The sequence below is a fragment of the Streptomyces sp. WMMB 714 genome (assembly GCF_900090125.1).
GTDB classification, from domain to species: Bacteria; Actinomycetota; Actinomycetes; order Streptomycetales; family Streptomycetaceae; genus Streptomyces; species Streptomyces daqingensis.
In genome coordinates, this window is sequence record NZ_FMHJ01000009.1 from 1 (window position 1) to 24,817 (window position 24,817).

The 24,817-nt window shown below is 70.3% G+C and carries 16 protein-coding genes; 14 read left to right on the forward strand and 2 right to left on the reverse strand.

Annotation, left to right across the window (positions count from 1 at the left end):
• Positions 1-317, forward strand: a 317-nt coding sequence (locus H181DRAFT_RS17500) for an integrase core domain-containing protein (RefSeq protein ID WP_045865465.1), incomplete at its 5' end; no start/stop codon positions are given.
• On the opposite strand, the gene H181DRAFT_RS17505 is transcribed toward H181DRAFT_RS17500, so the two are convergent.
• Positions 314-1,939, reverse strand: coding sequence for a (2,3-dihydroxybenzoyl)adenylate synthase (locus tag H181DRAFT_RS17505; protein WP_045865466.1), 1,626 nt, complete (start codon positions 1,937-1,939; stop codon positions 314-316). The two genes, H181DRAFT_RS17500 and H181DRAFT_RS17505, sit on opposite strands and share 4 nt — an antisense overlap.
• 170 nt (positions 1,940-2,109) lie before the next feature.
• Here H181DRAFT_RS17505 and H181DRAFT_RS17510 point away from each other — a divergent pair, with 170 nt between their 5' ends.
• The 6 genes from H181DRAFT_RS17510 to H181DRAFT_RS17535 all read left to right on the forward strand — a co-directional run bounded on the left by H181DRAFT_RS17510 (position 2,110) and on the right by H181DRAFT_RS17535 (position 7,712).
• On the forward strand, positions 2,110-2,826 hold the full coding sequence (locus tag H181DRAFT_RS17510) for a thioesterase II family protein (RefSeq protein ID WP_158715450.1): 717 nt from the start codon (positions 2,110-2,112) through the stop codon (positions 2,824-2,826).
• Entirely contained in the window at positions 2,823-3,569 is a 747-nt protein-coding gene (locus H181DRAFT_RS17515; protein ID WP_045865468.1) for an SDR family NAD(P)-dependent oxidoreductase, read from the forward strand. The genes H181DRAFT_RS17510 and H181DRAFT_RS17515 overlap by 4 nt, the downstream gene beginning before the upstream one ends.
• Positions 3,570-3,618: 49 nt before the next feature.
• On the forward strand, positions 3,619-4,875 hold the full coding sequence (locus H181DRAFT_RS17520; protein ID WP_045865469.1) for a pyridoxal phosphate-dependent aminotransferase: 1,257 nt from the start codon (positions 3,619-3,621) through the stop codon (positions 4,873-4,875).
• Positions 4,876-4,930: 55 nt separating this feature from the next.
• The gene (locus tag H181DRAFT_RS17525) at positions 4,931-6,499 is read left to right on the forward strand and encodes a tryptophan halogenase family protein (RefSeq protein ID WP_074467923.1); all 1,569 of its coding nucleotides are present in this window, start codon (positions 4,931-4,933) and stop codon (positions 6,497-6,499) included.
• 444 nt (positions 6,500-6,943) lie between these two features.
• On the forward strand, positions 6,944-7,162 hold the full coding sequence (locus H181DRAFT_RS17530; RefSeq protein ID WP_045865470.1) for an MbtH family protein: 219 nt from the start codon (positions 6,944-6,946) through the stop codon (positions 7,160-7,162).
• A 61-nt stretch (positions 7,163-7,223) separates the two neighbouring features.
• Positions 7,224-7,712: a winged helix-turn-helix domain-containing protein gene (locus H181DRAFT_RS17535; protein WP_045865471.1), complete on the forward strand. Its 489-nt coding sequence runs from the start codon at positions 7,224-7,226 to the stop codon at positions 7,710-7,712.
• Here H181DRAFT_RS17535 and H181DRAFT_RS17540 read toward each other — a convergent pair.
• The gene (locus H181DRAFT_RS17540) at positions 7,709-8,422 is read right to left on the reverse strand and encodes a tryptophan 2,3-dioxygenase family protein (protein WP_045865472.1); all 714 of its coding nucleotides are present in this window, start codon (positions 8,420-8,422) and stop codon (positions 7,709-7,711) included. The genes H181DRAFT_RS17535 and H181DRAFT_RS17540 overlap by 4 nt on opposite strands.
• A 332-nt stretch (positions 8,423-8,754) precedes the next feature.
• Here H181DRAFT_RS17540 and H181DRAFT_RS17545 point away from each other — a divergent pair, with 332 nt between their 5' ends.
• From H181DRAFT_RS17545 to H181DRAFT_RS17575, 7 genes are all read left to right on the forward strand, one after another.
• The gene (locus H181DRAFT_RS17545; RefSeq protein ID WP_045865634.1) at positions 8,755-10,524 is read left to right on the forward strand and encodes a non-ribosomal peptide synthetase; all 1,770 of its coding nucleotides are present in this window, start codon (positions 8,755-8,757) and stop codon (positions 10,522-10,524) included.
• A gap of 114 nt (positions 10,525-10,638) precedes the next feature.
• Entirely contained in the window at positions 10,639-15,234 is a 4,596-nt protein-coding gene (locus tag H181DRAFT_RS17550) for a non-ribosomal peptide synthetase (protein ID WP_052708627.1), read from the forward strand.
• Complete coding sequence (locus H181DRAFT_RS17555) at positions 15,231-19,289, forward strand: non-ribosomal peptide synthetase (protein ID WP_052708628.1); 4,059 nt, start codon at positions 15,231-15,233, stop codon at positions 19,287-19,289. Before H181DRAFT_RS17550 ends, H181DRAFT_RS17555 begins: the two co-directional genes overlap by 4 nt.
• Positions 19,286-20,368 (forward strand): Gfo/Idh/MocA family oxidoreductase, encoded by a 1,083-nt coding sequence (locus H181DRAFT_RS17560; protein WP_078895812.1) that lies wholly within the window; start codon positions 19,286-19,288, stop codon positions 20,366-20,368. Before H181DRAFT_RS17555 ends, H181DRAFT_RS17560 begins: the two co-directional genes overlap by 4 nt.
• A 91-nt stretch (positions 20,369-20,459) precedes the next feature.
• Positions 20,460-22,283, forward strand: a complete 1,824-nt coding sequence (locus H181DRAFT_RS17565) for an ABC transporter ATP-binding protein (protein WP_045865473.1) — start codon at positions 20,460-20,462, stop codon at positions 22,281-22,283.
• Positions 22,280-23,995: an ABC transporter ATP-binding protein gene (locus tag H181DRAFT_RS17570; RefSeq protein ID WP_045865474.1), complete on the forward strand. Its 1,716-nt coding sequence runs from the start codon at positions 22,280-22,282 to the stop codon at positions 23,993-23,995. Before H181DRAFT_RS17565 ends, H181DRAFT_RS17570 begins: the two co-directional genes overlap by 4 nt.
• A 6-nt stretch (positions 23,996-24,001) precedes the next feature.
• The gene (locus tag H181DRAFT_RS17575; RefSeq protein ID WP_045865475.1) at positions 24,002-24,802 is read left to right on the forward strand and encodes a thioesterase II family protein; all 801 of its coding nucleotides are present in this window, start codon (positions 24,002-24,004) and stop codon (positions 24,800-24,802) included.
• The last annotated feature ends 15 nt before the right edge of the window (positions 24,803-24,817 follow it).

Sequence of the window (24,817 nt, forward strand, 5' to 3'; positions counted from 1 at the left end):
GGATCACTGTCGAGCGCGTCCTCACCGACAACGGCGCTTGCTACAAGTCCTACGCCTGGCGCAACACGCTGGCCGCGGCCGGCATCTCGCACAAACGCACCCGCGCCTACCGGCCGCAAACCAACGGGAAGGTCGAACGCCTCAACCGCACCCTGCTGGAAGAGTGGGCATACGCCCGCCCTTACCACTCAGAAAGCCAACGACGCGAAGCGTTCCCCAACTGGCTGCACACCTACAATCACCACCGCGCGCACACCGCGCTCGGCGGCCTACCACCCGCCAGCCGCGTTCCTAACCTCACGGGTCAGTACACCTAGGCCGTCTGGCGCTCACCGAGCGAGGCCTTCAGCGCCTGCTTGTCGATCTTGCCCACCGGAGTGCGCGGCAGGTCCGGCACCACGATCAGCTCGTCCGGGAACTTGTAGGACGCCAGGCCGCGTTGGCGGAGGTGCTCCCGGAGGGTGCGCAGGGTGATGTCCGGCGTCGACGTGCTCGCGCTGCTTCCGAGGACGACGAAGACGCAGAGACGTTCGTCGAGTTCTTCGTCCGGGACGCCGATCACGGCGGTGTCCCGGACCAGAGGGTGGGTCAGGACATGGCCCTCGACCTCTTCCGCCGAGACCTTCTCGCCCAGGTGATGGATGATGTCTTTGAGGCGGCCCTCGATGACGACGTTCCCGTCGTCGGTCATCCGGGCGAGGTCACCGGTGCGGTAGAACCCGTCGGCGGTGAACGACCGGCGGTTGACCTCCGGCGCGGCGAAGTACCCCCGGATCGTGTACGGGCCGCGGGTGAGCAGCTCGCCGGTCACATCCGGGCCGACCTCGCGGTCGTCCGCGTCGACGATCCTGATCTCGTCGTCCGGGCACACGGGCCTGCCCTCGGTGCTGAAGACGACCTCCGGCGGGTCGTCGAGCCGCGTGTGGGTGATCAGGCCCTCACCGATGCCGTAGACGTTCATGATCCGGCAGCCCAGGTTCTTGCTCACCCGATCCGCCGCCGCGGGCCCGAACTTGGAACTGCCCACCTGGATGGTCATGCGGCTCATGTCGACCGGCTTGGACGACACCGAGTCCGCCCACAGCAGCGCCAGGGCGGGTACGAGCGTGGTCAGCGTGACACCTTCCTGCTGGATCAGCGGGAAGACGTGGTCGGGACTGGGGTTGGCGGCAAGGACGGCCTTGCCGCCGAGGAGCAAGGCACCCAGCGCTCCGGGGCAGCCGAGTGCGGCGTTGTGCGGCACGGGATTCGCTGCGAGGTAGACACCGCTGTCGTCGAACTCCACGACCTCGGCGCAGGCGCGGATGTTGTACGCGTAGTCGTCATGGGTCCGCGGAATCAGCTTCGGCACACCGGTGGTGCCGCCCGACAGCAGCAGCAGCGCCACCTCCGACGCGTCGACCGGCGGCAGTTCCCGTTCGGCGGCCAGAGCGAGCTCGGACAGCGGCGTGAACTCCTCGGCGTCGCCCGCGACCACGACGTGCCGCAGGCTGCTCGCCTCCCGGCGGACGTCGCGGGCCAGCGCCCGGAAGTCGAACCCCTGTAGCCGGTCCGGGCCGACGTAGGCGACCGCACCCGAAGCGCGCGTCAGGTGGAGGATCTCTTCACGGCGGTGACCGGGCAGGGCGAGAACCGGTATCGCGCCGATGCCGAGCAGCGCGACCACGGTGGTCAGGAAGTCGATCCGGTTCGGCAGATGCACGACCACCCGGTCCCGGGGGCCGATGCCGAGATCGAGCAGACCGGACGCTATCCGGTCGGCCTCCGCGAGCAACTCGCCGTACGTGACCCGGCGTTGCACGTCCACCGCTGCGATCTTGTCCGGGCGGCGTCCCGCGCTGTCGGCGAGCAGCTGCCTCAGGGAGACCCCGTTCCAGTAGCCGGCCCGGCGGTAGCGGTCGGCGAACTCGGGCGGCCAGGGCACGAACCCGTCCAGCATGCGTCCTCCTTGGTTGCGACGGCATCAGGTTCGGGCAGCCGCGCAGGAGTGACGGAAGATTCGACAGAGCTTTGACAGATTGTCGTAGGTGGGTCACGCGTTCGGTGAAGCTCGACGGTGTGACCTTCAGACGAACGCCTGATCGAGGTTGGGTGCGGTCCCTCAACGGCGTGGAGCGCCCCGCTGACCGGCTGGTCTGCTTTCCCCACTCCGGCGGCTCGGTGGCGACCTACCGTGCCTGGTCGTCGGCGATGCCCGCGCACTCCCAGCTGCTCGCCGTGCAGTACCCGGGGCACGCCGACCGGATCGCCGAAGACCCCGCGAGCAGCATCGCCGAGATGGCCACTTGCGTCGCGACCGAACTGCAGCGCCTCGACCCCGCCCCCTGTGCCTTGTTCGGACACAGCCTGGGCGCCCTGGTCGCGTACGAGACCGCGCGGGAGTTGCAGGAGCGAGGCACACCCGTGGACTGCCTGTTCGTCTCCGGCGCACCGGCCCCGTGGCCGGCCGCCGGCGGGAGCACGCACCTGCTCCCCGACGACGAACTCTGGTCCCTACTGCGGGACATGGGCGGCATCGACCCGGACGTGGCGGACGACGTCGAGCTCAGGGAGCTGCTCCTGCCGGTGCTCCGGTCGGACATCGCGCTCCACGAGACCTACCGGCCGAAGCGGCCCGACGGGTCGCTGAGCAGCCGGGTCCGCGGCTACTTCAACACCGAGGACCCGCTGGTCGACGCTGCCGGGCTGGAGGCCTGGGCCGAGTCCGGAACCGGCCCGTTCAGCGTGCGGGCCTTCCCGGGCGGGCACTTCCGGTTCCTGTCCGACCCGGACGAGCTGATCAGCGACATCCTCTCGGTCCTTGCGGAGAGCGAGGTCGTGGGATGACGCTCGCCGGGAAGTCGGTCGTGGTCACCGGCGCGGCCACCGGTATCGGCCGTGGGATCACGGAGTGCCTGCTGAAGTCGGGCGCGAGCGTCACCGCCGTCGGGCGTAACCCGGAACCCCTGGGGGAGCTGGCGGAACGCTACGGGGACGCTGTCACCGTGGTGGCCCAGGACGTCGGTGCGTCCGGTGCCGCCGAACGGATCGTCACGGCGGCGACCGAGAGTTTCGGCGCACTCGACGCGGTGGTCAACAACGCCGGGCGCGCCCGGTTCGGCCGCCTGGAGGAGATGGATCCCGCGGAGTTCGACGCCATGTTCGCCGTCAACGTCGCCGCGCCGGCCCAGCTCATCCGACGCGCGCTTCCGCAACTGCGGGCCCGCGGCGGCAGCGTCGTCAACATCTCGTCGGTCGGCGGTGCGCTGTCCATGCCGGGGCGTTCCTTCTACGGCGCGACGAAGGCGGCGTTCAACAGCCTCACACGCTCCCTGGCCAGGGAACTCGCACCGGACGTACGCGTGAACGCGATCCTTCCGGGCCCGGTGGACACCCCGATGTGGAACGAGACCGGCCTGGGCGAACAGGCCACCCAGCAGATGCGCCTCGACCTCCTCGCGTCGACCCCGATGGGCCGGTTCGGCGAGGCCACCGAGATCGGCCAGTGGGTCTGCCTGCTGCTCGACCCGCAGCTGTCTGGCTGGATCACCGGCGCGCTGATCCCTGTCGACGGCGGCCGCACCGCATGACACACCTGATGAATCTGACGGTTTCCAACGGGACAGAGGTGGCACGAGCATGAATTCCGAGACGTTGTCCGCCGCCGGATCCATTCCTTCCTCCTGCCTGCACCGCATCTTCCGGGCTGCGGAGCTCAGAGAGAAGGAGGCCGGCGTCGATGTGGTCAAGCTGCATGTAGGCGACCCCTACTTCAACCCGGCCGACAACGTCGCCGAGGCCTTCATCGACGCCGTGCGGCGCGGTGAGACCAAGTACACCGGGGTGGAGGGCCTGCCGGAACTCCGTGCGGCGGTGGTGGACAAGCTCCGCGCGGACAACGGCGTGGACAGCGAGGTCTCCCGGCTGTTGATCTCACCGGGCTCCTGCCAGGGCCTGGCCGCGTTGCTGCAGTCGCTGGCGGAGCCCGGCGCGGAGATCCTGCTGCCGGAGCTGCACTGGCCGGTCCACTTGCAGCAGGCCGTGCTCGCGGGTTTCCGGCCCGTGCTCTACCCGCTCGGCGCGGACCTCCGGCCCGACCCCGAGGCGATCGCGGCCGCGGCGACGCCGCGCACCCGGGTCCTGCTGATCAACTCGCCGGCGAACCCGACCGGTGTGGTCCTGGACCGCTCGGAGATCGGCGCCCTGCTGGACCTGGCGCGCAGCCGGAACTGGCAGGTCATCAGCGACGAGGCCTACGAGCACTTCGTCTACGAGCGCGAGCACGTCTCGGTCGCGTCGTTCGAACGGGACCTCCCCGTCGAAGAGCGCATCGTGCACAGCGTCTTCAGCTTCTCCAAGAGCTTCGCGATGACCGGCTACCGGCTGGGTTACGTCGCGCTGGCGAACGACCGCGCCGCCGATGTCATGAAGGTCGCCCAGGAGGCCAACATCATCGGCACCTCGACCCCGGTCCAGTACGCGGGCATCGCCGCGCTGGACAGCCGCCACGAGTCGACGGCGGCCAACCGCAAGCTGGTTCAGCGCAACCGGGACGTGGCGCTGCCGCCGCTGATCCGGGCCGGGCTGCTGCACGAGCTCCCTGCCGGCGGGTGGTACGCGATGTTGGACGTGGGCCGCACCGGTATGGACGCCGAGACGTTCGCGGCCCGGCTGCTGGAGCGCAAGGGCGTCGCGGTCGTTCCGGGCGAGGGGTTCGCCATGCGCCCAGAGCTCGACGACCGGGGCCGCGTCCGCTCCCACACCTTCGCGCCCTGGGCACGGCAGCTGGTCCGTGTCGCGTTCTGCGTGGATCAGTCCGCGCTGGAGACGGGGGTGCGCAGGATCGTGGAGTTCGTCGACGAGTGCGGTGACGGGGGCCCGACGTCAGCCGCCTGAGACGAGGCCGGTGAGAGGTTCGAAGTCAGTTCGTGCAAAAGGGGTTGAGGAAACGATGGCCAAGAGTGTTGTGATCGTCGGCGGCGGGACCGCCGGCTGGATGACCGCGTCGTATCTGAAGGCGTCGTTCGGCGACCGGCTCGCGGTCACTCTCGTCGAGTCCAGGAATGTGCCCACCATCGGTGTCGGTGAGGCCTCGTTCAGCACGATCCGGCACTTCTTCGCGTACCTCGGACTCGAGGAGCGCGACTGGATGCCGGAGTGTCACGCCACGTACAAGCTGGCGATCCGCTACGACGACTGGCGGGCCGAGGGGCATCACTTCTACCACCCCTTCGAGCGGCCGCGGGTGGTGGAGGGCGTGTCCCTCGCCGACTGGTGGCTGCACAAGAAGCCCAGCGCGGACTACGACCGGGACTGCACGGTGATCGCCGCGCTGTGCGACGCCAAGCGCTCGCCCCGCGGGATGGACGGACAGTGGCTGGGGCCCGAGTTCGGCGAGCACGGGTCGGGTGCGATGGCCCGGTCCACGATGGCCGAGCAGACCACCCAGTTCCCGTACGCGTACCAGTTCGACGCGACCCTGCTGGCGAAGCTGCTCACTCGCTATGGCACCGATCGCGGGGTCCGGCACGTCCTCGACGACGTCGTCGCCGCCGAACTGGACGAGGGCGGCAACATCACGCACGTACGCACCAAGGAGAGCGGCGACCTCGCGGGCGATCTCTTCATCGACTGCACCGGGTTCCGCGGCATGCTGCTCAACAAGAAGCTCGGCGTGCCCTTCGTCTCCTACCAGGACACTCTGCCGAACGACAGCGCGGTCGCGCTCCGCGTGCCCAGGGAGATGGCCGACCAGGGCATGGGCCCCTACACCAGGTCGACCGCGAAGGAGGCGGGCTGGATCTGGACCATCCCGCTCGTCGGGCGGATCGGTACCGGCTATGTCTACGCGAGCGACTACTGCACCCCGGACGAGGCCGAGCGCACGCTCCGGGAGTTCGTCGGCCCTGCCGCGGACGACCTGGAGGCCAACCACATCCGGATGCGCATCGGCCGCAGCGAGAACTCCTGGGTGAACAACTGCGTGGCGATCGGACTGTCCAGCGGGTTCGTCGAGCCGCTCGAGTCGACGGGGATCTTCTTCATCCAGAACGGGATCGAGCAGCTGGTGAAGCACTTCCCGGGCGGCCGGGACGACGATCAGCTGCGCAGGTCCTACAACCGGCAGGTCGCCCATGTGATGGACGGCGTACGGGAGTTCCTCGTCCTGCACTACGTGGCCGCCAAGCGCAACGACAACGACTACTGGCGGGACGCCAAGACCCGGGCGAAGCCCGACGGCCTCGCCGAACGGCTGGAGCAGTGGAAGGTCAAGCTCCCCGACGAGAACACGGTCTACCCCTACTACCACGGATTCGAACCGTACTCGTACACCGCGATGATCCTGGGGCTGGGCGGTCTCGAGGTGCGGTCCCTGCCCGGTCTGGCGATGATGGACGACGTCGCCGCGACGAAGGAGCTGCGGCTCATCAGGGACCAGGCAAAGGCGCAGGTCGAACGGCTGCCGAGCCACTGGGACTACCTGGAGCACGTCCTCGACTCGAAGGCCGCGCGTTCCTGACGGTCAGCCGGTGACGGCAGGCTCCCGTTTCGTTCGCCCTGATGATCCACATCAGCGGAGGCGGACGAGCGGGAGCCCTTCGCGTGACCGCAGGTGGATGTCAACACCCCTGACACGCGTACGTCTTCTTCGCCGGGATGTCCACCGATGAGGCCGCCGCCGGCCGCGGGTGCGGTGCGGCCCTGGGCGCACGACCACGCAGCGTACGACCACGCTGCGCACGGCTGGCGTCGACTTCTCCATTTCTCCGTGTGAAAAATACACAGGGGCGAATGTGGAGTGACACTTTCGTGGCGAGACGTGGATGGTTAAAGTTCTTCCAATTCCAGAGACTGGCTTGCAGGGCGCAGTGACATCCGCAGAGTGGATGTCACTTTCGGTGTTCCGGCCCTGCGCGGCCTCGATTCCTAGAAGGACTCCGATCAGCCTAGGGGATCATCAATCATGCCTGATCTGTTCGAGGATGACAGTCAAGACTTCCTGGCATTGTGCAATGACGAAGAGCAATACTCGCTGTGGCCGAGTGGAATAGCCGTGCCCGATGGCTGGCGAATTGCGTACGGCCCGGCAGCCCGGGGCGAGACGGTCGAATTCATCGAGCAGACCTGGACCGATATGCGGCCCAAGAGCCTGCGGGACGCAATGGACGCGCACAAGGCCTGAACAGCCCGCTTCTTGTATTCAACGGAACAAGGTTAATTGGGGGATACCTGTGAAGATTGACATGAAGAACCGGGTCAAGTTCGTCCGATGGCCGGCCGAGAGCGACAAACGCGAGCAGTGCAAAGTCCGCGGGCATCTGTGTCTTCTGGTCGTCGAGCACGGCGCGGCGCCTCCCGAACACCTGAGCTTCCACGAGGACTGGGTGCGGCCTCCGATAGTCAGGGAGGACCTCCAGGCCCGGGTCCGGCAGCTGGCGGCCCGGGGGGTGCTCAAGTCGAAGCCCGTGCTGGACCCGGCGGGCATCCTCTGCTTCAAGGACTCGTCGGTCACGCTCTCGCTGACGCAGTGCGAGATGCTGGCGCCGCTGGTGGCCCGATACGGACAGATCATTTACCGGGCCGAACTGCGGGACATCCTCGAACGCTCCGGGGCCAGCTCGTCCAGCAACGCGCTCGACCTCCACGTGATGCGGTTGCGCCGGCGCCTGCAGATGGTCGGACTCGCCGTGCGCAACGTCTGGGGGCGTGGCTTCGTCCTCGAGCCCGTCTAGGCGATGCTGAGCCCGACGTGTGCCTGACCACGCAGCTCACGCAGCTCGGAGAACGGCAGCGTGCAGCGGTCGAGCAGGTAGCCGGCCCCCGAGGTGCCGCCGGTTCCGGGCCGGCTGCCCATGATCTTCGTGACGAGGCCGATATGGCACACCTGCCAGCGCCAGTAGGCGTTGCCGATGTCCAGCATGACGTCGATGATCCGGTAGTAGGCGTTCGCTTCGGTGCCCTTCAGCGCGAGTTCGGTGACGGACTGCCCTGACCTGGCCACCCACGCGGTGAACGACTCGTACAGGGGCCCGTCGTGCTCGGCGTTACCGATGAGCTTCGCCAGCCGGTGGAACTGCTGCGACTGCGCTCCGCTGGCGGTCCCGAGCAGCGGACGGAACGCGGCGAAGTCGGACAGGGACAGCCGGTCGAGCGCCGTCAGCTGACTGTGCAGCAGGCGGATCAGTTCCGCCGCACGCTGCAGGAGATCGATGACCCATTCCGCGCGAGACGTGTCGTCGGTCGTCGTGAATGTGTCGATGGAGGCCTCCAGATCGGCGATGATCTGTGTGAGCCACAGTTCGCTCGTCTGGTGCGCGATGATGAAGAACTGCTCCGAAAGAACTGTGGACTTCGTGGCCGCCGACCCTGCGCTGCGGGGTTTCTGGAGGGACAGCAAAGTGTCGAGCTCCAGATAGTTCCGGTAGTTCAGTTCCTCGGTCACTTCGATCCCTCTCCTCGTCACGAACGCAAGCGTGCGGTATGCATGTTCAGACGGCGGCGCGAGCGCCGTTAGGCGAAGACTCATCATGGGCGATCAGTCCGCCCGTGCCCGAGCGGAGAAAGAGTTCTTTCACGGCTTCGGTGACGTATGAAGCCGCGTGACATCGTGGCTTTCTGATCGGCGGCGCATACAGAGGACATAGAGGCCGGTGCGCAATACCTAAGAATCGGCACAGAAGACGTATAGAAGGTCTCGGCAAGAATGTGCCGGGCCGCCAGGGCGCCGAACCATGGTTGTTGTTGGTGTGCGAACCGTGTCGGAGGGGAGTGAAGATGGATACTGTTTCGGATCTGTTCGAGTCCACGGTCGCCCGGTCGGGCGAGGCTCCGGCGATCGCTTTCGAGGACACCGTCGTCGGTTATGCGGAGTTGAACGCGAGCGCGAACCGGCTCGCCAGGCGACTGATCGCAGCCGGCGTGGGGCCCGACTGCCTGGTCGCGGTCGCGATACCACGGTCGCCCCAGCTCATCGTCGCGGTGCTCGCCGTGCTGAAGGCCGGTGGCGCCTACCTGCCGCTCGACCCGCAATATCCGGCCGAGCGGCTTACCCACATGGTCGTGGACGCGCGGCCCGTCCTGCTGCTGCGCACGGAAGACGTCACGTCACTGCGCCTGGACGTGCCGGAGCTCGTGCTCGACGAGGCGGTCTGCAGCCAGGGGAGCGGTGCCGACATCGCCGCGGACGAGCGGCTCGCGCCGCTGAGCCCTGCCCATTTGATGTACGTCATCTATACCTCCGGCTCGACCGGTGCCCCCAAGGGCGTCGCGGTCAGCCACGCCGGCGTCGCGGATCTGGTCGCGACCCAGGCGAAGCTGTATGCGGTCGGCCCCGGCGACCGGGTGCTGCAGTGGGCGTCCTTCAGTTTCGACGCCTGGTTCTGGGACTTCACGCTGGCGCTGCTGCACGGTGCGACTCTCGTGATGGCGTCGCAGGACGACCTGATGCCGGGGGAGTCGCTGCGCGAGACCATGCTGAAGCACGACGTCAACCACGCGGTCCTGCCGCCGGTCGCGCTGGGCGCCACCGACAGCGAGGGCCTGCTGCCGGGCGGCACGATCACCTCCACCGGTGACGTGTGCACCCGGTCCCTGGCCGCGGAGTGGTCCAAGGGCAGGCGTCTGTTCAACGCCTACGGTCCGACCGAGGTGACCGTGGGCGCGTCGATCGGCGGACCGGTCGAGCGCGTCCAGGAGGAGGTCACCATCGGGACGCCGTGGATCGGCGGCGCGGTCCATGTGCTCGACGAGGGACTGCGGGACCTCCGCGACGGCCAGGAGGGCGAGCTGTACCTGGCGGGAAGCGGAGTCGCGCGCGGCTACCTCAACCGCCCGGGCCTGACGGCAGCTCGCTTCGTCGCCGACCCCTACGGCCCGCCCGGGAGCCGGATGTACCGGTCGGGAGACCGCGGACGGTGCGAGCCGGACGGCGAACTCTTCTTCACCGGGCGGATCGACCACCAGGTCAAGGTCCGCGGCTTCCGGATCGAACTCGGCGAGATCGAGGCCCGGTTGGAGAGCCACCCTGCGGTGGAGATGGCCGTCGCCACCGTAGAGGGCGACGACGTGGCCACCGAGTACATCGTCGCGCACGTCAAGGAACCCGCAGGGCACGCCGTTTCCGAGGAGCAGTTGCGCGAGCACGCGCGCGGCACCCTGCCCGAGCACATGGTTCCCTCACGCGTCGTCGTGGTCGAGGAGTTCCCGACCACGCCGAACGGGAAGCTCGACCGGAAGGCTCTCGCCGAGAGGGCCTCGCGGTCCGGGGCCGGCGCGCCCGCTCCCGAGCGGACCGCCGTGGTCGCCGGTCAAGAGGCGGACTCGTACGAGCAGATCCTGTGCGCCATGGTCAGCGAGACACTCAAGATCGGCCCAGTGACTCCTCAGGACAACTTCTTCGGCCTGGGCGGCCATTCGGTGCTCGCAGCGAAGCTGGCCGGCCGGATACGCAAGGACCTCGGGGTGAGCGTGTCGATGCGCTCGATGTTCGCGGCGCGCGACCTCGCCGAACTGGCGCTGGCCGTTGAGGAGGCCCGTCAGGCCTGAGGCCGCGACGTCGTAGATCCCTGCTTCCCGCAAATCATCGATCACTCTCCCGTCGGGCGACTCCACGATGCTTCCCAGGTCGGCCGAAACGTCATGCAGCAAGGGGGCTTGGAAATGTCATCGGAGCACGTTGAAGGGGGCGCGGGGACGCTGGTCGCCGCGCAGTCCGAGAAGGGCCGGGACGCCCTGCGTCGTGCGGTCTCCGAACTGCTGGGCATCGAGCTGACCGTGTCGGACGACGACAGCAACCTGTTCGAACTCGGCCTGCAGTCACTGGAGTTGATGCGCCTCGCCAACCAGCTCAGCGGAGCCGGCGCCGAGGTCAGCTTCACGCAGCTGTCCGACGACCCGCGCCTCGCGGCCTGGTTCGAGCTGATCACGCCCGGCGCGGTCGCGGCACCGGCGGCACAACCCCCCGTTCCCGACGAGGACCCCGGCGAGCGGGTGGAGACGCCCTTCCCGCTCACACCGGTGCAGCAGGCGTATCTGATCGGCCGCGGCGACGAGCAGCCGCTCGGCGGTGTCAGCTGCCACGCCTACCTGGAGTTCGACGCGTCCCACGTGGAGCCGGACCGTCTGGAGAGGGCCGTGCGCGCCCTGATCGAGCGGCATCCCATGCTCCGGGTGCAGTTCGCCGCCGACGCGACGCAGCACATCATGGCGGAGTCCGTATGGCCGGGCGTGACAGTGCACGACCTGCGCGAGCGCACGACCGAGGAGGCGCAGGCGGCGGCGCTCGCCCTGCGGGAGCGGTTGTCGCACCGGCGCCTGGAGGTCACGCGCGGAGAGGTCATCGACGTTCAGGTGACGCGGCTGCCCCAGGGCGTGGAGCGGCTCCACTTCAACGTCGACCTGCTCGCCTCCGACCTGGCCAGCATCCGCGTGCTCCTGGCCGACCTGGCCTTCCTGTACGACGAACCCGGCCACCCCGAGGGCCTCGACGCCCTCACCTACACCTTCGGCCGGTACCTCGCGGATCAGGAAGCGGCGCGCGGCCCGGAACGCGAACGGGCGCGTGCCTACTGGCAGGAGAGGCTGCCGTCGCTGCCGGGCGGGCCGAAGCTGCCACTCGCGGTCGACCCCGAGACGGTCTTCGCCCCCAGGTTCGTCCGCCGCGCGTGCGCGCTCACCGCGGACGAGTGGCTGGTCATGGAGCGCCGGGCGCGCGAGGCGGGCCTGACGCCCTCGGCGGTGCTCGCCACGGCGTTCGCCCTGGTACTCGGACGCTGGAGCGGGGACGAGCACTTCCTGCTCAACCTGCCGCTGTTCGACCGCAACGTCGACGCGCACCCTCAGATCCACCGCGTCGTGGCCGACTTCACCGGCCTCGTGCTGCTCGAAGTCGACCTCGCCGACGGTGACGGCTTCGCCGCATGCGCCCGCGCCGTGCAGAGGCAGATGCACGAGGACATCGGCAACGCCGCCTACTCCGGCGTCGACGTGCTGCGCGACTTCATCCGCGCCGATGTGGACACCCCCCGGACGGCGCCGGTCGTCTTCGCCTGCGACCTGTCCGCGCCGCTCGTTCCGGACGCTTTCGTGGACCGCTTCGGCGAGGCGGCGTGGATGATCTCCCAGACCCCGCAGATCTGGCTCGACCATCAGGTCTACCGCAACCGCGACGGCGGCGTCCTCCTGGTCTGGGACGCCGTCGAGGAGCTCTTCCCGAGCGGTGTGCTGGACGCGATGATGTCGGCCTACGAGAACTTGGTCCGCGGCCTGCTGACCGAGAGCTGGGACGCCACGGCGCCGCAGATCCCCCTGCCGCCCGCGCAGTCGCAGCGCCGCGCGGAGGTCAACTCGTGCACCCGCACGGTCACGGAGAACCTGCTGCACACGCAGTTCTTCGCCCGTTCCGGGCAGCGCGCCGAAGCCCCCGCCCTGCTGTGGGGCGAGGACGAGTCGATGACGCACGGAGAGCTGGCGCGGCGAGCCCTGTGCGTGGCCGGCGCCCTGGCAGAGCGCGGCGTGGGCCGCGGCTCGTACGTCGCCGTGACCGCCCCGAAGGGCGCACAGCAGATCGTGGCCACGCTCGGGGTGCTGGCCGCGGGCGCCGCCTACGTGCCGATCGGCGTCGACCAGCCGGCCGAGCGGCGCGATCGCATCCTGGAGCTCAGCGGCGCCGGCGTGGTGCTCGACGGCTGCGGACTTGCGGACTCCGCCGGTCACGGCGACCGCTCCGGCGTCGACGTTCTGCCCATCGACACGGCGCTGCGGGCGCGCCCGCTGACCGCTCCGGTGGACGCCGACCCCGGCGACACCGCCTACGTGATCTTCACCTCGGGCTCGACGGGCCTGCCCAAGGGGGTCGAGGTCAGCCATCGCGCCGCCGTCAACACGGTCGAGGACATCAACGAGCGGTTCGCGATCGGTGCCGACGACCGGGTCCTCGCGGTGTCCGCGCTCGACTTCGACCTCTCCGTGTGGGACATCTTCGGATTCCTCGCGGTGGGCGGTGCCGCCGTCCTGGTGCCGGAGTCCGGCCGGCGCGACGCCGCCGAGTGGCTGGCGCTGTGCCGGCGGCACGAGGTGACCGTATGGAACACGGTGCCGGCCCTGCTCGACATGGCGCTCAGCGCGAACGGTGAGGAACCGTTCCCCGCCGCGCTGCGCCTTGCCCTCCTCTCCGGCGACTGGATCGGCCTCGACCTGCCCGGGAGACTGGCCCGTGCCGCCGACGGCCGATGCCGGCTGGTCGCCCTCGGCGGCGCCACGGAAGCCGCCATCTGGTCGAACGCGTACGAGGTCACCGAGGTCCCGGACGGCTGGCGCTCCATCCCGTACGGGAAGCCGCTGCGGAATCAGAAGTTCCGAGTGGTGGACGGGCGTGGCCGGGACTGTCCCGACTGGGCGCCCGGCGAGCTGTGGATCGGCGGTACCGGCGTCGCCCTCGGCTATCGGAACGACCCCGGCCTGACCGCGGAGCGCTTCCCCGAGCACGACGGGGAGCGCTGGTACCGCACGGGCGACCTCGGCCGGTACTGGCCCGACGGCAATCTGGAGTTCCTCGGGCGCCAGGACCACCAGGTGAAGATCAACGGATTCCGCGTGGAGCTGGGTGAGATCGAGACCTGTCTTCAGTCGCATCCCGCGGTCGCGCAGTCGGTCGCCGTTGCGTTCACCGAAGGACGCAGCGCGCTGGTCGCCGCCGTTGTGGAACGCACGCCGGACCGGCCGCTGCCGGACGTGGCCGACACGGACGGCGGCACGGCGCAGCGGAACGTATTCCTGCCGCCCCCGGCTGACGCCACGGCGGAGGACGATCCGCACCTGCACGAGCACCGCCTGGTGGAGGTGCTTCTCGCCGGTGTCGTCGAACCGCTGATCGGGCAGGGCGGCGCGGGAGTCCGCGAGTCGGTCTGCGCCGAGCAGCAGCCCGTCGTGGACATCTGGCTCGACTACCTCGCCGAACGCTCCGTCCTGGTACGTCGCGCCGACGGGACGTGCGAACCCGGCCCGCGGTGGGCCGAGGTGAGAGACGACGCCTGGATCGGGCAGGCGCGCGCCGCCACCCGCGGGACGCCCTTCGAGGCGGTCGCCACCGCGCTGGAGTGGGCCGTCCCGCTCTTCGCGGCCGTCATGTCCGGCGACGCCGACGCCGCGGCGCTTCTCGACGACCCTGTCCTCGCGCCGGAGGCCCTCAACGACTTGATGCCGGCGACGGCCGACTGCCTCCGGTCCGTCGCGCACGACCTGCAGGCCCGCGGCGGCGACACCGCGCCGGCCGTCGCCGAGTGGGACGTGGCCGGCGGCCGCGGCGCCGCCCGGTTGCTCGACCAACTCCCCTCTGAAGCAGTCGAGTTCACCCTCCTCGGCGCCGCCGGGCCGACGCTGGCCGAGGCCGGGACGCTGCTGCGGGAGCGCGGGCATCATCCGCACACGGCACTGCAGGGCGGCGCCGCGATCGCTGCCCAGCACGTGCACGCCTTCGACGCCGTCGTGGCGAACAACGTCCTGCACCGGATGCCCGACCCCGAGGCGGCCCTGGCCACCATGTCCCTTCTGCTCGCCCCGGGCGGCCGCCTCTACCTGCTCGAACGCGGCCACCCGACCCCGCTCGCACTGGTGACCGCGCTGCCGCTCGAAGCGCGTGCGGGCCGGTTCGACGAGGGCGGGTCACGCTCCGGGTGGCTCTACAGCAGCGAGCGCTGGGCGGAGGCGTGCGCCACGGCCGGACTGTGCGAGGTGACGGTGGTGCGCACCGAGGCCACCGGCGAGATCCTGCTGCGCGCGGACCGGCCCGAGGCGGTGCGCGGAGTCGACGCGGACGAGCTTCGCCGCTGGGCGGCGGACCGGCTGCCCGAGCACATGGTTCCCGCCCATCTGGCCGTGCTGCCCACGCTGCCGCTCAGCGCCAACGGAAAGGTCGACCGCCGGCAGATCCGCACGTTGCTCGACCACTTCGTCGAGCGGCCCCGGGGCGCGGGAGATCCGCCGGCAGGCGACACCGAGCTCTTCGTCGCCGAACGGTGGATGAAGCTGCTCGGGCTCGACTCGGTGAGCCGGGACGAGAACTTCTTCCGGCTCGGCGGCGACAGTCTGCTCGCGACGCGCTTCGTCGCCGAGGTACGCGAAGCGTGGGGCGTCGTACTGCCCATGCGCGAGGTGATGCGCACACCGACCGTCGCCGGACTCGGCGTGCTGATCGACCAGCTTGTGTCCGCCGACGACGGGTTCGACGGCGACGACTGCGAAGAAGGTGCGGTGTGAACGCCAACGAACTGCTCGGTGAATTCCGCGAGGCCGGCATCCGCCTGTGGCGTGAGGGGGACGCACTGCGCTTCCGCGCCCCCCGTGGCGTGATGGACGACCGGCGCCTGGCAGAGCTGCGGCGTCTCAAGGCGGAGCTTCTGCCCCTCGTGGCCGATGCCGACACGGGCCCCCGGCCGAAGAGGCCGCAGGGCCACGACCCGGTGTGGCAGGACCGGCCCGAGGAGCGTGAACAGCCCTTCCCGCTCACGGACATCCAGTCGGCCTACCTGTTCGGCCGCAACGCAGGTTTCGACTACGGCGGGGTCTCCTGCCACATCTACTTGGAGTTCGACTATCCGGCCGATCTCGACGCGGAGCGGCTGCAGGACGCGTGGGACGGCCTGGTGCGGCGCCACGACACCTTGCGCACTGTCATCAGCGAAGACGGCACCCAGCGTGTGCTGCCCACGCTGAAGGATACGAGTATCGCGGTCGCCGACCTCCGCTCAGCGGCCGACGAGACGGTCGACAAGACGATCGCCGCCGTCCGCGACGAGCTGTCCCACAAGGTGCACCCCGCGGGCGAGCGCCCCATGTACGCCCTGCGCCTGACTCTGACCCCGCAGCGCAGTGTGCTGCACGTGTCGGTCGACTTCATGGCCCTCGACTGGCTCAGCATGCAGCAGGTGCTGTCCGAGCTCGACCGCCGCTACGAGCAGCCGGACTGCGAACTGCCCCCGCTCGACGCCACTTTCCGGGACTACGTGCTCGCCGAACGCAGGCTGCGGGACACGGACCAGTACGCGAGCGACCGTGCGTACTGGTGGGACCGCATCGACGAACTGCCCGGCGCGCCGGCGCTGCCGCTGCGCGACGACCACGACCCGGCGACCGCCCCGCCGCGCTTCCGCAGGCTCACGGCGGCACTGGACAGCCGCGTCTGGCAGTCGCTGAAGAAGCGCGCCGCCGAGCACGGGATCACCCCTGCCGCCGCGGTGGTGGCGGCGTACGCGGAGACGATCGGCCGCTGGAGCAGCACCGAACGCTTCTGTCTCGGGCTGCCCGTGCTCAACCGCATGCCGCTCCACCCCCAGGTCGACCGGCTTCTCGGCGATTTCACCTCGCTGAGCCTGCTGGCCGTCGAGGGCGGGAGCAGGACGGGCTTCGCCGAACGGGCCAGGGCCATCGCTGAGCGCATGTTCGATGACCTCGACCATCGGCTGTTCAGCGGGGTCGAGGTGCTGCGCGAGCTCGCCCGGCGCCGCGGGCGCGAAGCGGCGGTGCTGCCCGTGGTGTTCACCGGCAGCATCGGCGTCGGGGGCGGGACGGCGTCGGCCGCGGGCCGCAATCCGCGCCCGGTGTACGGCATCAGCCAGACACCGCAGGTGTGGATCGACTGCCAGGTGGGCGACCCGTTCGGCGGTCTGGACATCAACTGGGACGTGCGGGAAGGGGTCTTCCCCGACGGCATGGTCGACGCCATGTTCGCCGCCTTCACCGGACTCCTCGGCCGCCTCGCCGGAGGCGACGAGGCGTGGGAGGCCGCGGATCCGCAGCCGTTGCCGGAGCGGCAGCGGAGCGTGCGCGCCTCGGCCAACGCGACCGCGGCACCGGCCCCGCAGTGCCTCCTGCACGAACCGCTCGTGGCCTATGCGCGTGCCCACCCCGACCGGGTCGCGGTCGTCGACGCCGCCGGATCGCTCTCCTACGGGGAGTGGCTCGGGCGCGCGGCCGGCGTGGCCGAGCAGCTGAGGGCCGGAGGCTGCCGCCCCGGCGACCTCGTCGGCGTCCTGATCGACAAGAGCCGGGACCAGGCCGTAGGGGTCCTCGGTGTGCTGCTCGCGGGCGGCGTGTACGTTCCGGTCGACCTCGGCCAGCCCACGGTCCGCCGGGACCGGATCCTCACCGGCAGCGGCGCCCGGTTCGTCGTCGCCGCCGGTACCTCCGGTGACGCGCCACCGCCCGGCGTAAAGGCCGTCGACGTGACGGATGTGCGGTCGGTGCCGCTGGCCGAGATCCCCGAGGGGTCCCCGGCGGCGCCCGAGGACCTCGCGTACGTCATGCACACCTCGGGTTCGACCGGCGTGCCGAAGGGGGTGATGACCAGTCACCTCGCCGCCGCCAACACGGTGCACGACATCAATCAGCGCTTCGTCGTGGCCGAGGACGACCGGGTCCTGGGTCTGGCGGCGCTCAGTTTCGACCTCTCCGTCTACGATCTGTTCGGCCCGCCGGCCGTCGGTGCCACGCTGGTGCTGCCCGATCCGGCGCACCGGGGCAACCCCGCGCACTGGGCCGCGATGGTGGCCGAGCACGGCGTGACGCTGTGGAACTCGGTCCCCGCGCAGCTGCAGATGCTCATGCACTACCTCGACGTAGAGCCCGCCGAGCTCGCCACCATGCGGCTCGCGCTGCTGTCGGGCGACTGGATCCCGCTGTCACTGCCCGGGCACGCGGAACGGCATCTGCCCTTCTGCGAGCTGGTCAGCCTGGGCGGCGCGACGGAAGCGGCGATCTGGTCGATCCACCACCGTATCGGGACGGTCGAACCGCACTGGCGCAGCATCCCGTACGGCGTACCGCTGGCGAACCAGCGTTTCCACGTGCTCGACGGTGCGCTGCGCGACCGCCCGGACCTGGTCGCCGGTGAGCTGTACATCGCGGGAACCGGCCTGGCGGCGGGATACATCAACGACGCCGAGCGCACCGCGGAGCGGTTCTTCGCGCACCCGGAGACAGGGGAGCGGCTCTATCGCACCGGCGACCTCGGCCGCTATCTGCCGGACGGCGAGATCGAGTTCATCGGACGGGCGGACCAGCAGATCAAGATCCGCGGTCACCGGATCGAACTCGGCGAGATCGAGGCGGTACTCGGGGAACACCCCGCGGTGGGCACCTGCGTGGTCCTCGCGGAGGGCGACAACGTGTTCGAGCGCGCGCTGATCGCCTTCGTGATCCCGAGCGAGCCGTCCTCTTCCGCCGACCCCGCGCAGTTCATCAGCTGGGTGGCCGAGCGCCTGCCCTCGCACATGGTTCCCGCACGGGTGCAGCTCATCGAGGCACTGCCGCTGACACCCAACGGAAAGGTCGACCGCAAGCGCCTGCTCGCGTCGGCGCCCGCCCCCCACACCCGGCCGGCCCGGAGCACCGAGCCGCCGCGGCCGGGTGCGGAGCGCGAACTCGCAGAGCTGTGGGCCGAGGTGCTCGGCGGCGGACTGCCCGGACGTGAGCAGGGGTTCTTCGACGCGGGGGGCAACTCGCTGCTCGCGGCGCGGTTCGTAGGGCAGGTGCGTGAGCGCATCCCGGCGGCCGCACACATCACCTTCGATGTACTGCTGCGTGCGCTGCTGAGCACGCCGACGGTCGCGGCGCTCGCCGAGTGGCTGCGCTCCGACGCCGCGTCGGCGGGCGAGCTGGAGGCGGACGCGGCCGTCCGTCGGCCGGCGTTGACCCCGCTGGGCGGCCAGGGGCAGGGGCCTGTGCGGCTGTTCGTGCACGACGTGACGGGAACCCCGGCCGCGTACGGCGCACTGATCGACGAACTCGCCGCAGCGGCCCCGCTGTTCGGGATCTCCCTGCCCGAGGGCGACCTCACTCCCGGTCTCGCGGGCCAGGACCTCGTCGAGGACCTGGCCGCCCGTTACGCGCGCGACGTGCGGGACGCCGGACACGGCGAGGTGGAGCTCATCGGCTACTGCCTCGGCGGCCCGATCGCCCTGGAGCTGGCCCGGGCCCTGGACGAGGCGAACGTGACGGTACGTCAGGTGACGTTGATCTCGGGCCACCGCGCTCCCTGCCCGGCACACGACGCCCTCGTGGCCGAAGGCGCCTCGGCGCGGGTGGCCGAGGCGGTGGCGCAGTACGAGCCGCAGCCGTACGCGGGGGACATCACGTTCCTGCGGCCGGTGGACGCTGCGCAGCCGCAGGACGACCCGGTCCGCTTCTGGCACGAGGTGTGCCTGGGCGAGGTGACGGTGCTCGACGTTCCGGGCGATCACGTCAGCTGTCTTCAGCCGCCCCACGTCAGGGGGTTGGCGGAGGAGATCGCGCAGCCGCGGGGAGGCCGCCCGTGAGCGGCGTGACGCCGGGTCCGAAGCGCGTCGTCGTGTGCGGTACGCGCTTCGGGCAGATCTATCTGTCGGCGCTCGCCCGTGCGCCCGAGCGCTACCGGCTCGCCGGCATCGTGGCACGGGGCAGCGACCGGTCGGTGGCGCTCGCCGAGGAGTACGGCGTCCCGTTGTACGCCGGGGCCGAGGAACTCCCCGACGACATCGACGTGGCCTGCGTCGTGGTGTCGACCGCGGTCGGTGGCGGGCAGGGCGCCGAGCTGGCGCGGGCCCTGCTCGCGCGAGGCATCCACGTGCTTCAGGAACACCCGCTGCACGCCGACGAGTTGGCGGACTGCCTGCGCGCGGCGCGCCGCGCCGGGGTCCAGTACCGCGTGAACACCTTCTATCCGCACCTCGAGCCGGTCCGGCGATTCATCACGGCCGCGCGCCGCCTCGTGGAGCAGCGCCGGCCGGTGTTCGTCGACGCGATGTGCGCGGTGCAGGTCTCCTTCGACCTGCTCGACATCCTGGCCGAGATCTTCGACGGTCTGCGGCCCTGGTCGCTGTCGCCGCCTGCCGGCGGCGCCGGCCGTCCGCTGGTCAGCGTGGACGGGCAGGTCGCGGGTGTACCGCTGACGCTGCGGGTGGAGAACCGGATGCAGGCGGGGGACGACAGCAGCAGTCTGCTGCTGCACCGCATCACCGTCGGCACCGACGCGGGCAACCTGATGCTGGCCAATACCCACGGACCGGTGATCTGGAGCCCGACGCTCAACACCCCGCCGGAGACGACGGGGAGGATCTTCCCGACGGGAGCGGACGCTCAGGAGCGGTGGCCTGCCGGTCTCGGGATCACCGGCGAGTACGTCGGTGCCGCCGCGACGCCGACCTGGCTGGCCGCCTTGGACGAGGTGTGGGGGTGCGGGGTGCTTGCTGCCCTGGACGAGCTGTGCGAGCGCGTCGACAGCGGCGCGGACCCGCTGCACGGCAGTCAGCGTCCTCTCGCCGTGGCACGTGCTTGGACGGAGCTGACACAGGCCCTGGGTTATCCAGAGGTGGTTCGGCCTGACCCCGGGGAGCCGCTGTCAGCCGCTGATCTGTAGGGCGTCCGGCGTGCCGTTGTTGCCGGTGGTCTCGCGGGTCCCGGGGCGGTACATTGATATCGGAACGCGTTTCTAAAAGGATGGGAGACCGATGACCACGATCGACTCTGCTGAACTGAGGGAGCGGTCCAAGCCGTTATCGGGGGCCGATCCCGCGGCGAAGCCGAGCATGGGGAAGATCCTGCGCTCGCATGTGTGGAGTTTCGCGGCCGTCGTGATCCTGCAGGTCGTCGGCGCTCTCGCGGGCCTCGCCCCGCTCCTCGCGGTCGTCGAGCTGGCGCGCACGATGCTGACGCCCGGCCCGGTCGACCACGGCCACGTCTGGAACGTCGTGATCGCGGGCGCGGCCGGCCTCTTCGTCCGGCTGCTGTTCACGGCCGCGTCGTCCGGCATCGGGCATGTCCTCGACGGCAAGGTGCAACTGACGTTCCGTCGGCAACTCGCCGCGCAGCTGGGACGTGTACCGATCGGCTGGTTCTCCCGCCGCAGGACCGGCGAGCTGGCGAAGGTGGTGGGCGAGGACGTCAGCGCTGTACACCCGTTCATCGCCCACACCCCCGGTGAGCTCGTCTCCGCGTTCGTGGTGCCGCTGGCCTCGCTGATCTACCTGTTCACGATCGACTGGCGACTCACGCTGATCACGCTGATCCCGGTGTTCCTCGCCGTCGCGCTCGTGCCCCTGATGATGACGCCGAAGCGCCTGCGCGAGCAGGAGGAGTTCGACACGGCCATGGGACGGATCTCCAACTCCGTCGTCGAGTTCGTGGAGGGCATCTCGGTGGTCAAGGCGTTCGGCGGGTCGCAGCGCGCCCACCGCAAGTTCCTCACGGCCGCGGATGGTTTCGTCACCATCTTCAACCGGTGGGTGCACGGAATCTCCAGGATCGCCGCGGGAATGCAGCTCGCCCTGTCGCCCCCCTTCGTGCTCCTCGTCGTGCTGATCGGCGGAACCACCCTGATCACCGACGGCAGTCTGGCCCCGGCCGACCTGCTGCCCTTCCTGCTTCTCGGCCTCGGTCTGACCGCCCCGGTCGCGGCCCTCGGCCACGGCTTCGACGAGATGCAGGCCGCCGGCCGCGCGGTCGGCCGGATCCGGGAAGTCCTCGAAGTGGATCCGCTGCCCCAGTCGCCGCACCCTGCCGTACCTGAGGGGCACCGGGTGGAGCTGCGCGACGTCCGCTTCGCCTACGACGAGGACCACGAGGTGCTGCGCGGCATCGACCTGGTGCTCGAACCAGGGACGGTCACCGCCGTCGTCGGACCGTCGGGCAGCGGCAAGTCCACACTGGTCCAGCTGTTGCCGCGGTTCTTCGACCCGACCCACGGCTCGGTCACCCTCGGCGGAGTCGATCTGCGCGAGCTGGCCGGCCGGGACCTGTACCGGAACGTCTCTTTCGTCTTTCAGGACGTCCGGCTGCTGCGCGCGAGCGTCGCGGACAACATCGCGCTCGCGGTCCCGCAGGCCGACCTCGAGGACGTGGTACGCGCGGCCAAGCTGGCCAACATCCACGAGCGCATCCTCGAACTGCCCCGCGGATACGACTCGGTGATCGGCGAGGACGCCGGTCTCTCCGGCGGCGAGGCCCAGCGGATCGCGATCGCGCGTGCCCTGCTCGCCGACGCACCGGTCCTGGTGCTCGACGAGGCGACCGCGTTCGCCGACCCGCAGACCGAGCAGGCCGTGCGCCAGGCCCTGGCGACTCTGGGGCGTGACCGGACCGTCCTGGTCATCGCCCACCGTCTGGAGACGATCGCCGACGCCGACACCGTCGTCATGCTGGAGAGCGGTCAGGTCGTGGAGCGTGGCAGGCCGTCCGAACTCCTTGCGGCGAACGGCAAGTTCGCGGCGTTCTGGCAAACCCACCGCTCGGCCGTGGCCGAAGACGGCGACCTGCGAGGAGACGAGTCCCGATGATCCGAGTGCTACTGCGCGTGCTGGGGAGCGAGTACGCCCCGCCCCTGCGCCGTACCGTGACTCTGATGACCCTGACCGCGGCGGTCGAGGGCCTGTCCTACGCATTGGTGGTTCCCGTGCTGCGGGAGCTGCTCGGGGACACCCCCGCGGACGCCTGGCCCTGGGTGATCGCCTTCGGCGGTGCCATCGCGGTGTACGCCGCGCTGCGCTACCTCAGCGACCTGTCCGGATTCCACGTCGGCAGCGCGCTGTTGCGCGGCATGTACCACCGCCTGGGCGACCACCTGGCCCGGCTGCCCCTCGGCTGGTACAACTCGGGACGCCTGGGCGAGGTGTCCGTCATGGCCAGCCGTGGCGTGCTCCAGGCGATGGCCGTGATCGCGCATCTGCTCGCGCCCTTCATCTCAGCCAGCGTCACACCGCTGACCATCGTCGCGGTGATGCTCGCCTTCAACTGGCAGATGGGCCTTGCCGCGCTGGTCGCCGTGCCGGTCGTCGCGATGATCCAGATCTGGACGGGACGGACGACGGCCGCGAACGACGAGGAGCGTGACCGGCGCGACGAGGAGGCTGCCGCGCGGGTCATCGAGTACCTCCAGGCCCAGCCCGTTCTCCGGGCCGGCGGCCGGACCGAGGAACGCTTCGGGATGCTCGACGACTCGTTGCAGGAAGTCCAGCTGGCCTCCCGCCGTTCCACGCTGTCGGCGCTGCCCGGTGCGGTGGGTCTGGGCCTCACGGTGCAGGCGATGTTCACCGGCCTGCTGGCCCTGGGCGCCTACCTGGCACTCGGCAACGACATCGGTGTGGCGGAGACCCTGACGATCCTGGTGCTCGCCGCGCGCTGCGCCGATCCGCTGCTGTCGCTGACCGACATCGGCGGCAAACTCCGCGGCGCGCGCTCCGTCCTGTCGAAGCTCGACACGGTGCTGCGCACCGAGCCGCTGCCCGTGGCCCCGGACCCGGTTCAACCGACCGCCCACGACCTGGAGTTCGACGCCGCCACCTTCCGGCACGGCGACCGGACGGTGCTCGACGGCGTGTCCCTCGCGGTGCCCGAAGGCCAGCGTCTCGCCGTCGTCGGACCGTCGGGTGCGGGCAAGAGCACCCTGCTGCAACTGCTCGCGCGGTTCTACGACGTGGAGGCGGGGGCGGTGCGCGTGGGCGGCGTGGACGTGCGCGCCATCGACCCGGAAGTGCTGATGGCGCAGATCGCCATCGTCTTCCAGAACGTCTACCTCTTCGACGGCACGATCGAGGAGAACGTGCGCCTGGGCCGCCCTGACGCCTCCGACGCCGAGGTGCGGGAGGCGGCCGCCGTAGCGCGCCTCGACGAGGTGATCGAGCGGCTGCCCGGCGGCTGGGAGACCAACGTGGGAGAGGGCGGCGCACTCCTGTCGGGCGGTGAGCGCCAGCGCGTATCGATCGCGCGCGCCCTCCTCAAGGACGCGCCGATCGTGCTCCTCGACGAGGTGACCTCCGCGCTGGACCCGGTGAACGAAGCCGCCGTCCAGGAGGGCATCGAGCGTCTGATGGCGGGCCGGACCGTGGTGATGGTGGCGCACCGCATGCGGACCGTACGACGGGCCGACCGCGTCGTCTTCCTCGACGGCGGCCGGATCGCAGAGGAAGGCAGCCACGACGAACTGCTGCGGCAAGAGGGCCGCTACGCCGACTTCTGGAACATCTCCATGGCACCGGTGGCGGGGGAATGAACTGAGATGTCTGCCGATCCCGCGCCGCACGGCCCCCGCGGCGGGGCCGTGCGCCCCCTTGCCCCACGGCCGTACGCCCGAGCCCGGGTTCTGCTCTTCCCCCACGGTGGCGGCAGCGCCAGCTACTACAGGCCGTGGGCCGGCGCCGCACCCTGGGACGTCGAGTTCCTCACGGTCCAGTACCCGGGCCGGGAGGAGCGCTACGGAGAACCAGTTCCGAAGGACATCCAGGGCATGGCCGCCGAGTTGGCGGCTGACCTGCCGACCCGCCCGCAGCCGGTTCCCACCGTTCTGTTCGGGCACAGCATGGGTGCTCTCGTCGCCTACGAGGTGGCCCGCCGGCTCACGGCGGCAGGTGAGTCCCCTGCAGGGCTGGTCGTCTCGGGGCACCCCGCCCCGCAGCTGACTCGTCCCGGCCGTGTCCACCTCAGCAGCGACGACGAGCTGGTCGAGGAACTGCGCCGCACCGAGGCGACGCACCGCGACCTCCTCGACAACCCCACGCTCGTCCAGGCGTTCCTGCCCATCATCAGGGGCGACTACCGGCTGAGCGAGACCTACCGGCCGTCCCCCGGCGAGCGCCTGCGCACGCCGGTCACGGTCCTGTACGGCGACCGGGATCCCGAGGTCCGCTCCTGGGAGGCCGAGGGGTGGCGCGAAGTCACCGACGGCGTCTGCCGGCAGCGCGTCTTCGAGGGCGGCCACTTCTACCTGGAGGAGCAGCGCGCCCCGGTCGTCGAACTCCTCACGGCGCAGGCGCGCACCGCCTCGGACGCGTCGCCGGTGCCGTGGCCGTCTGCTCCTTGAACAGGCAGTCCATAC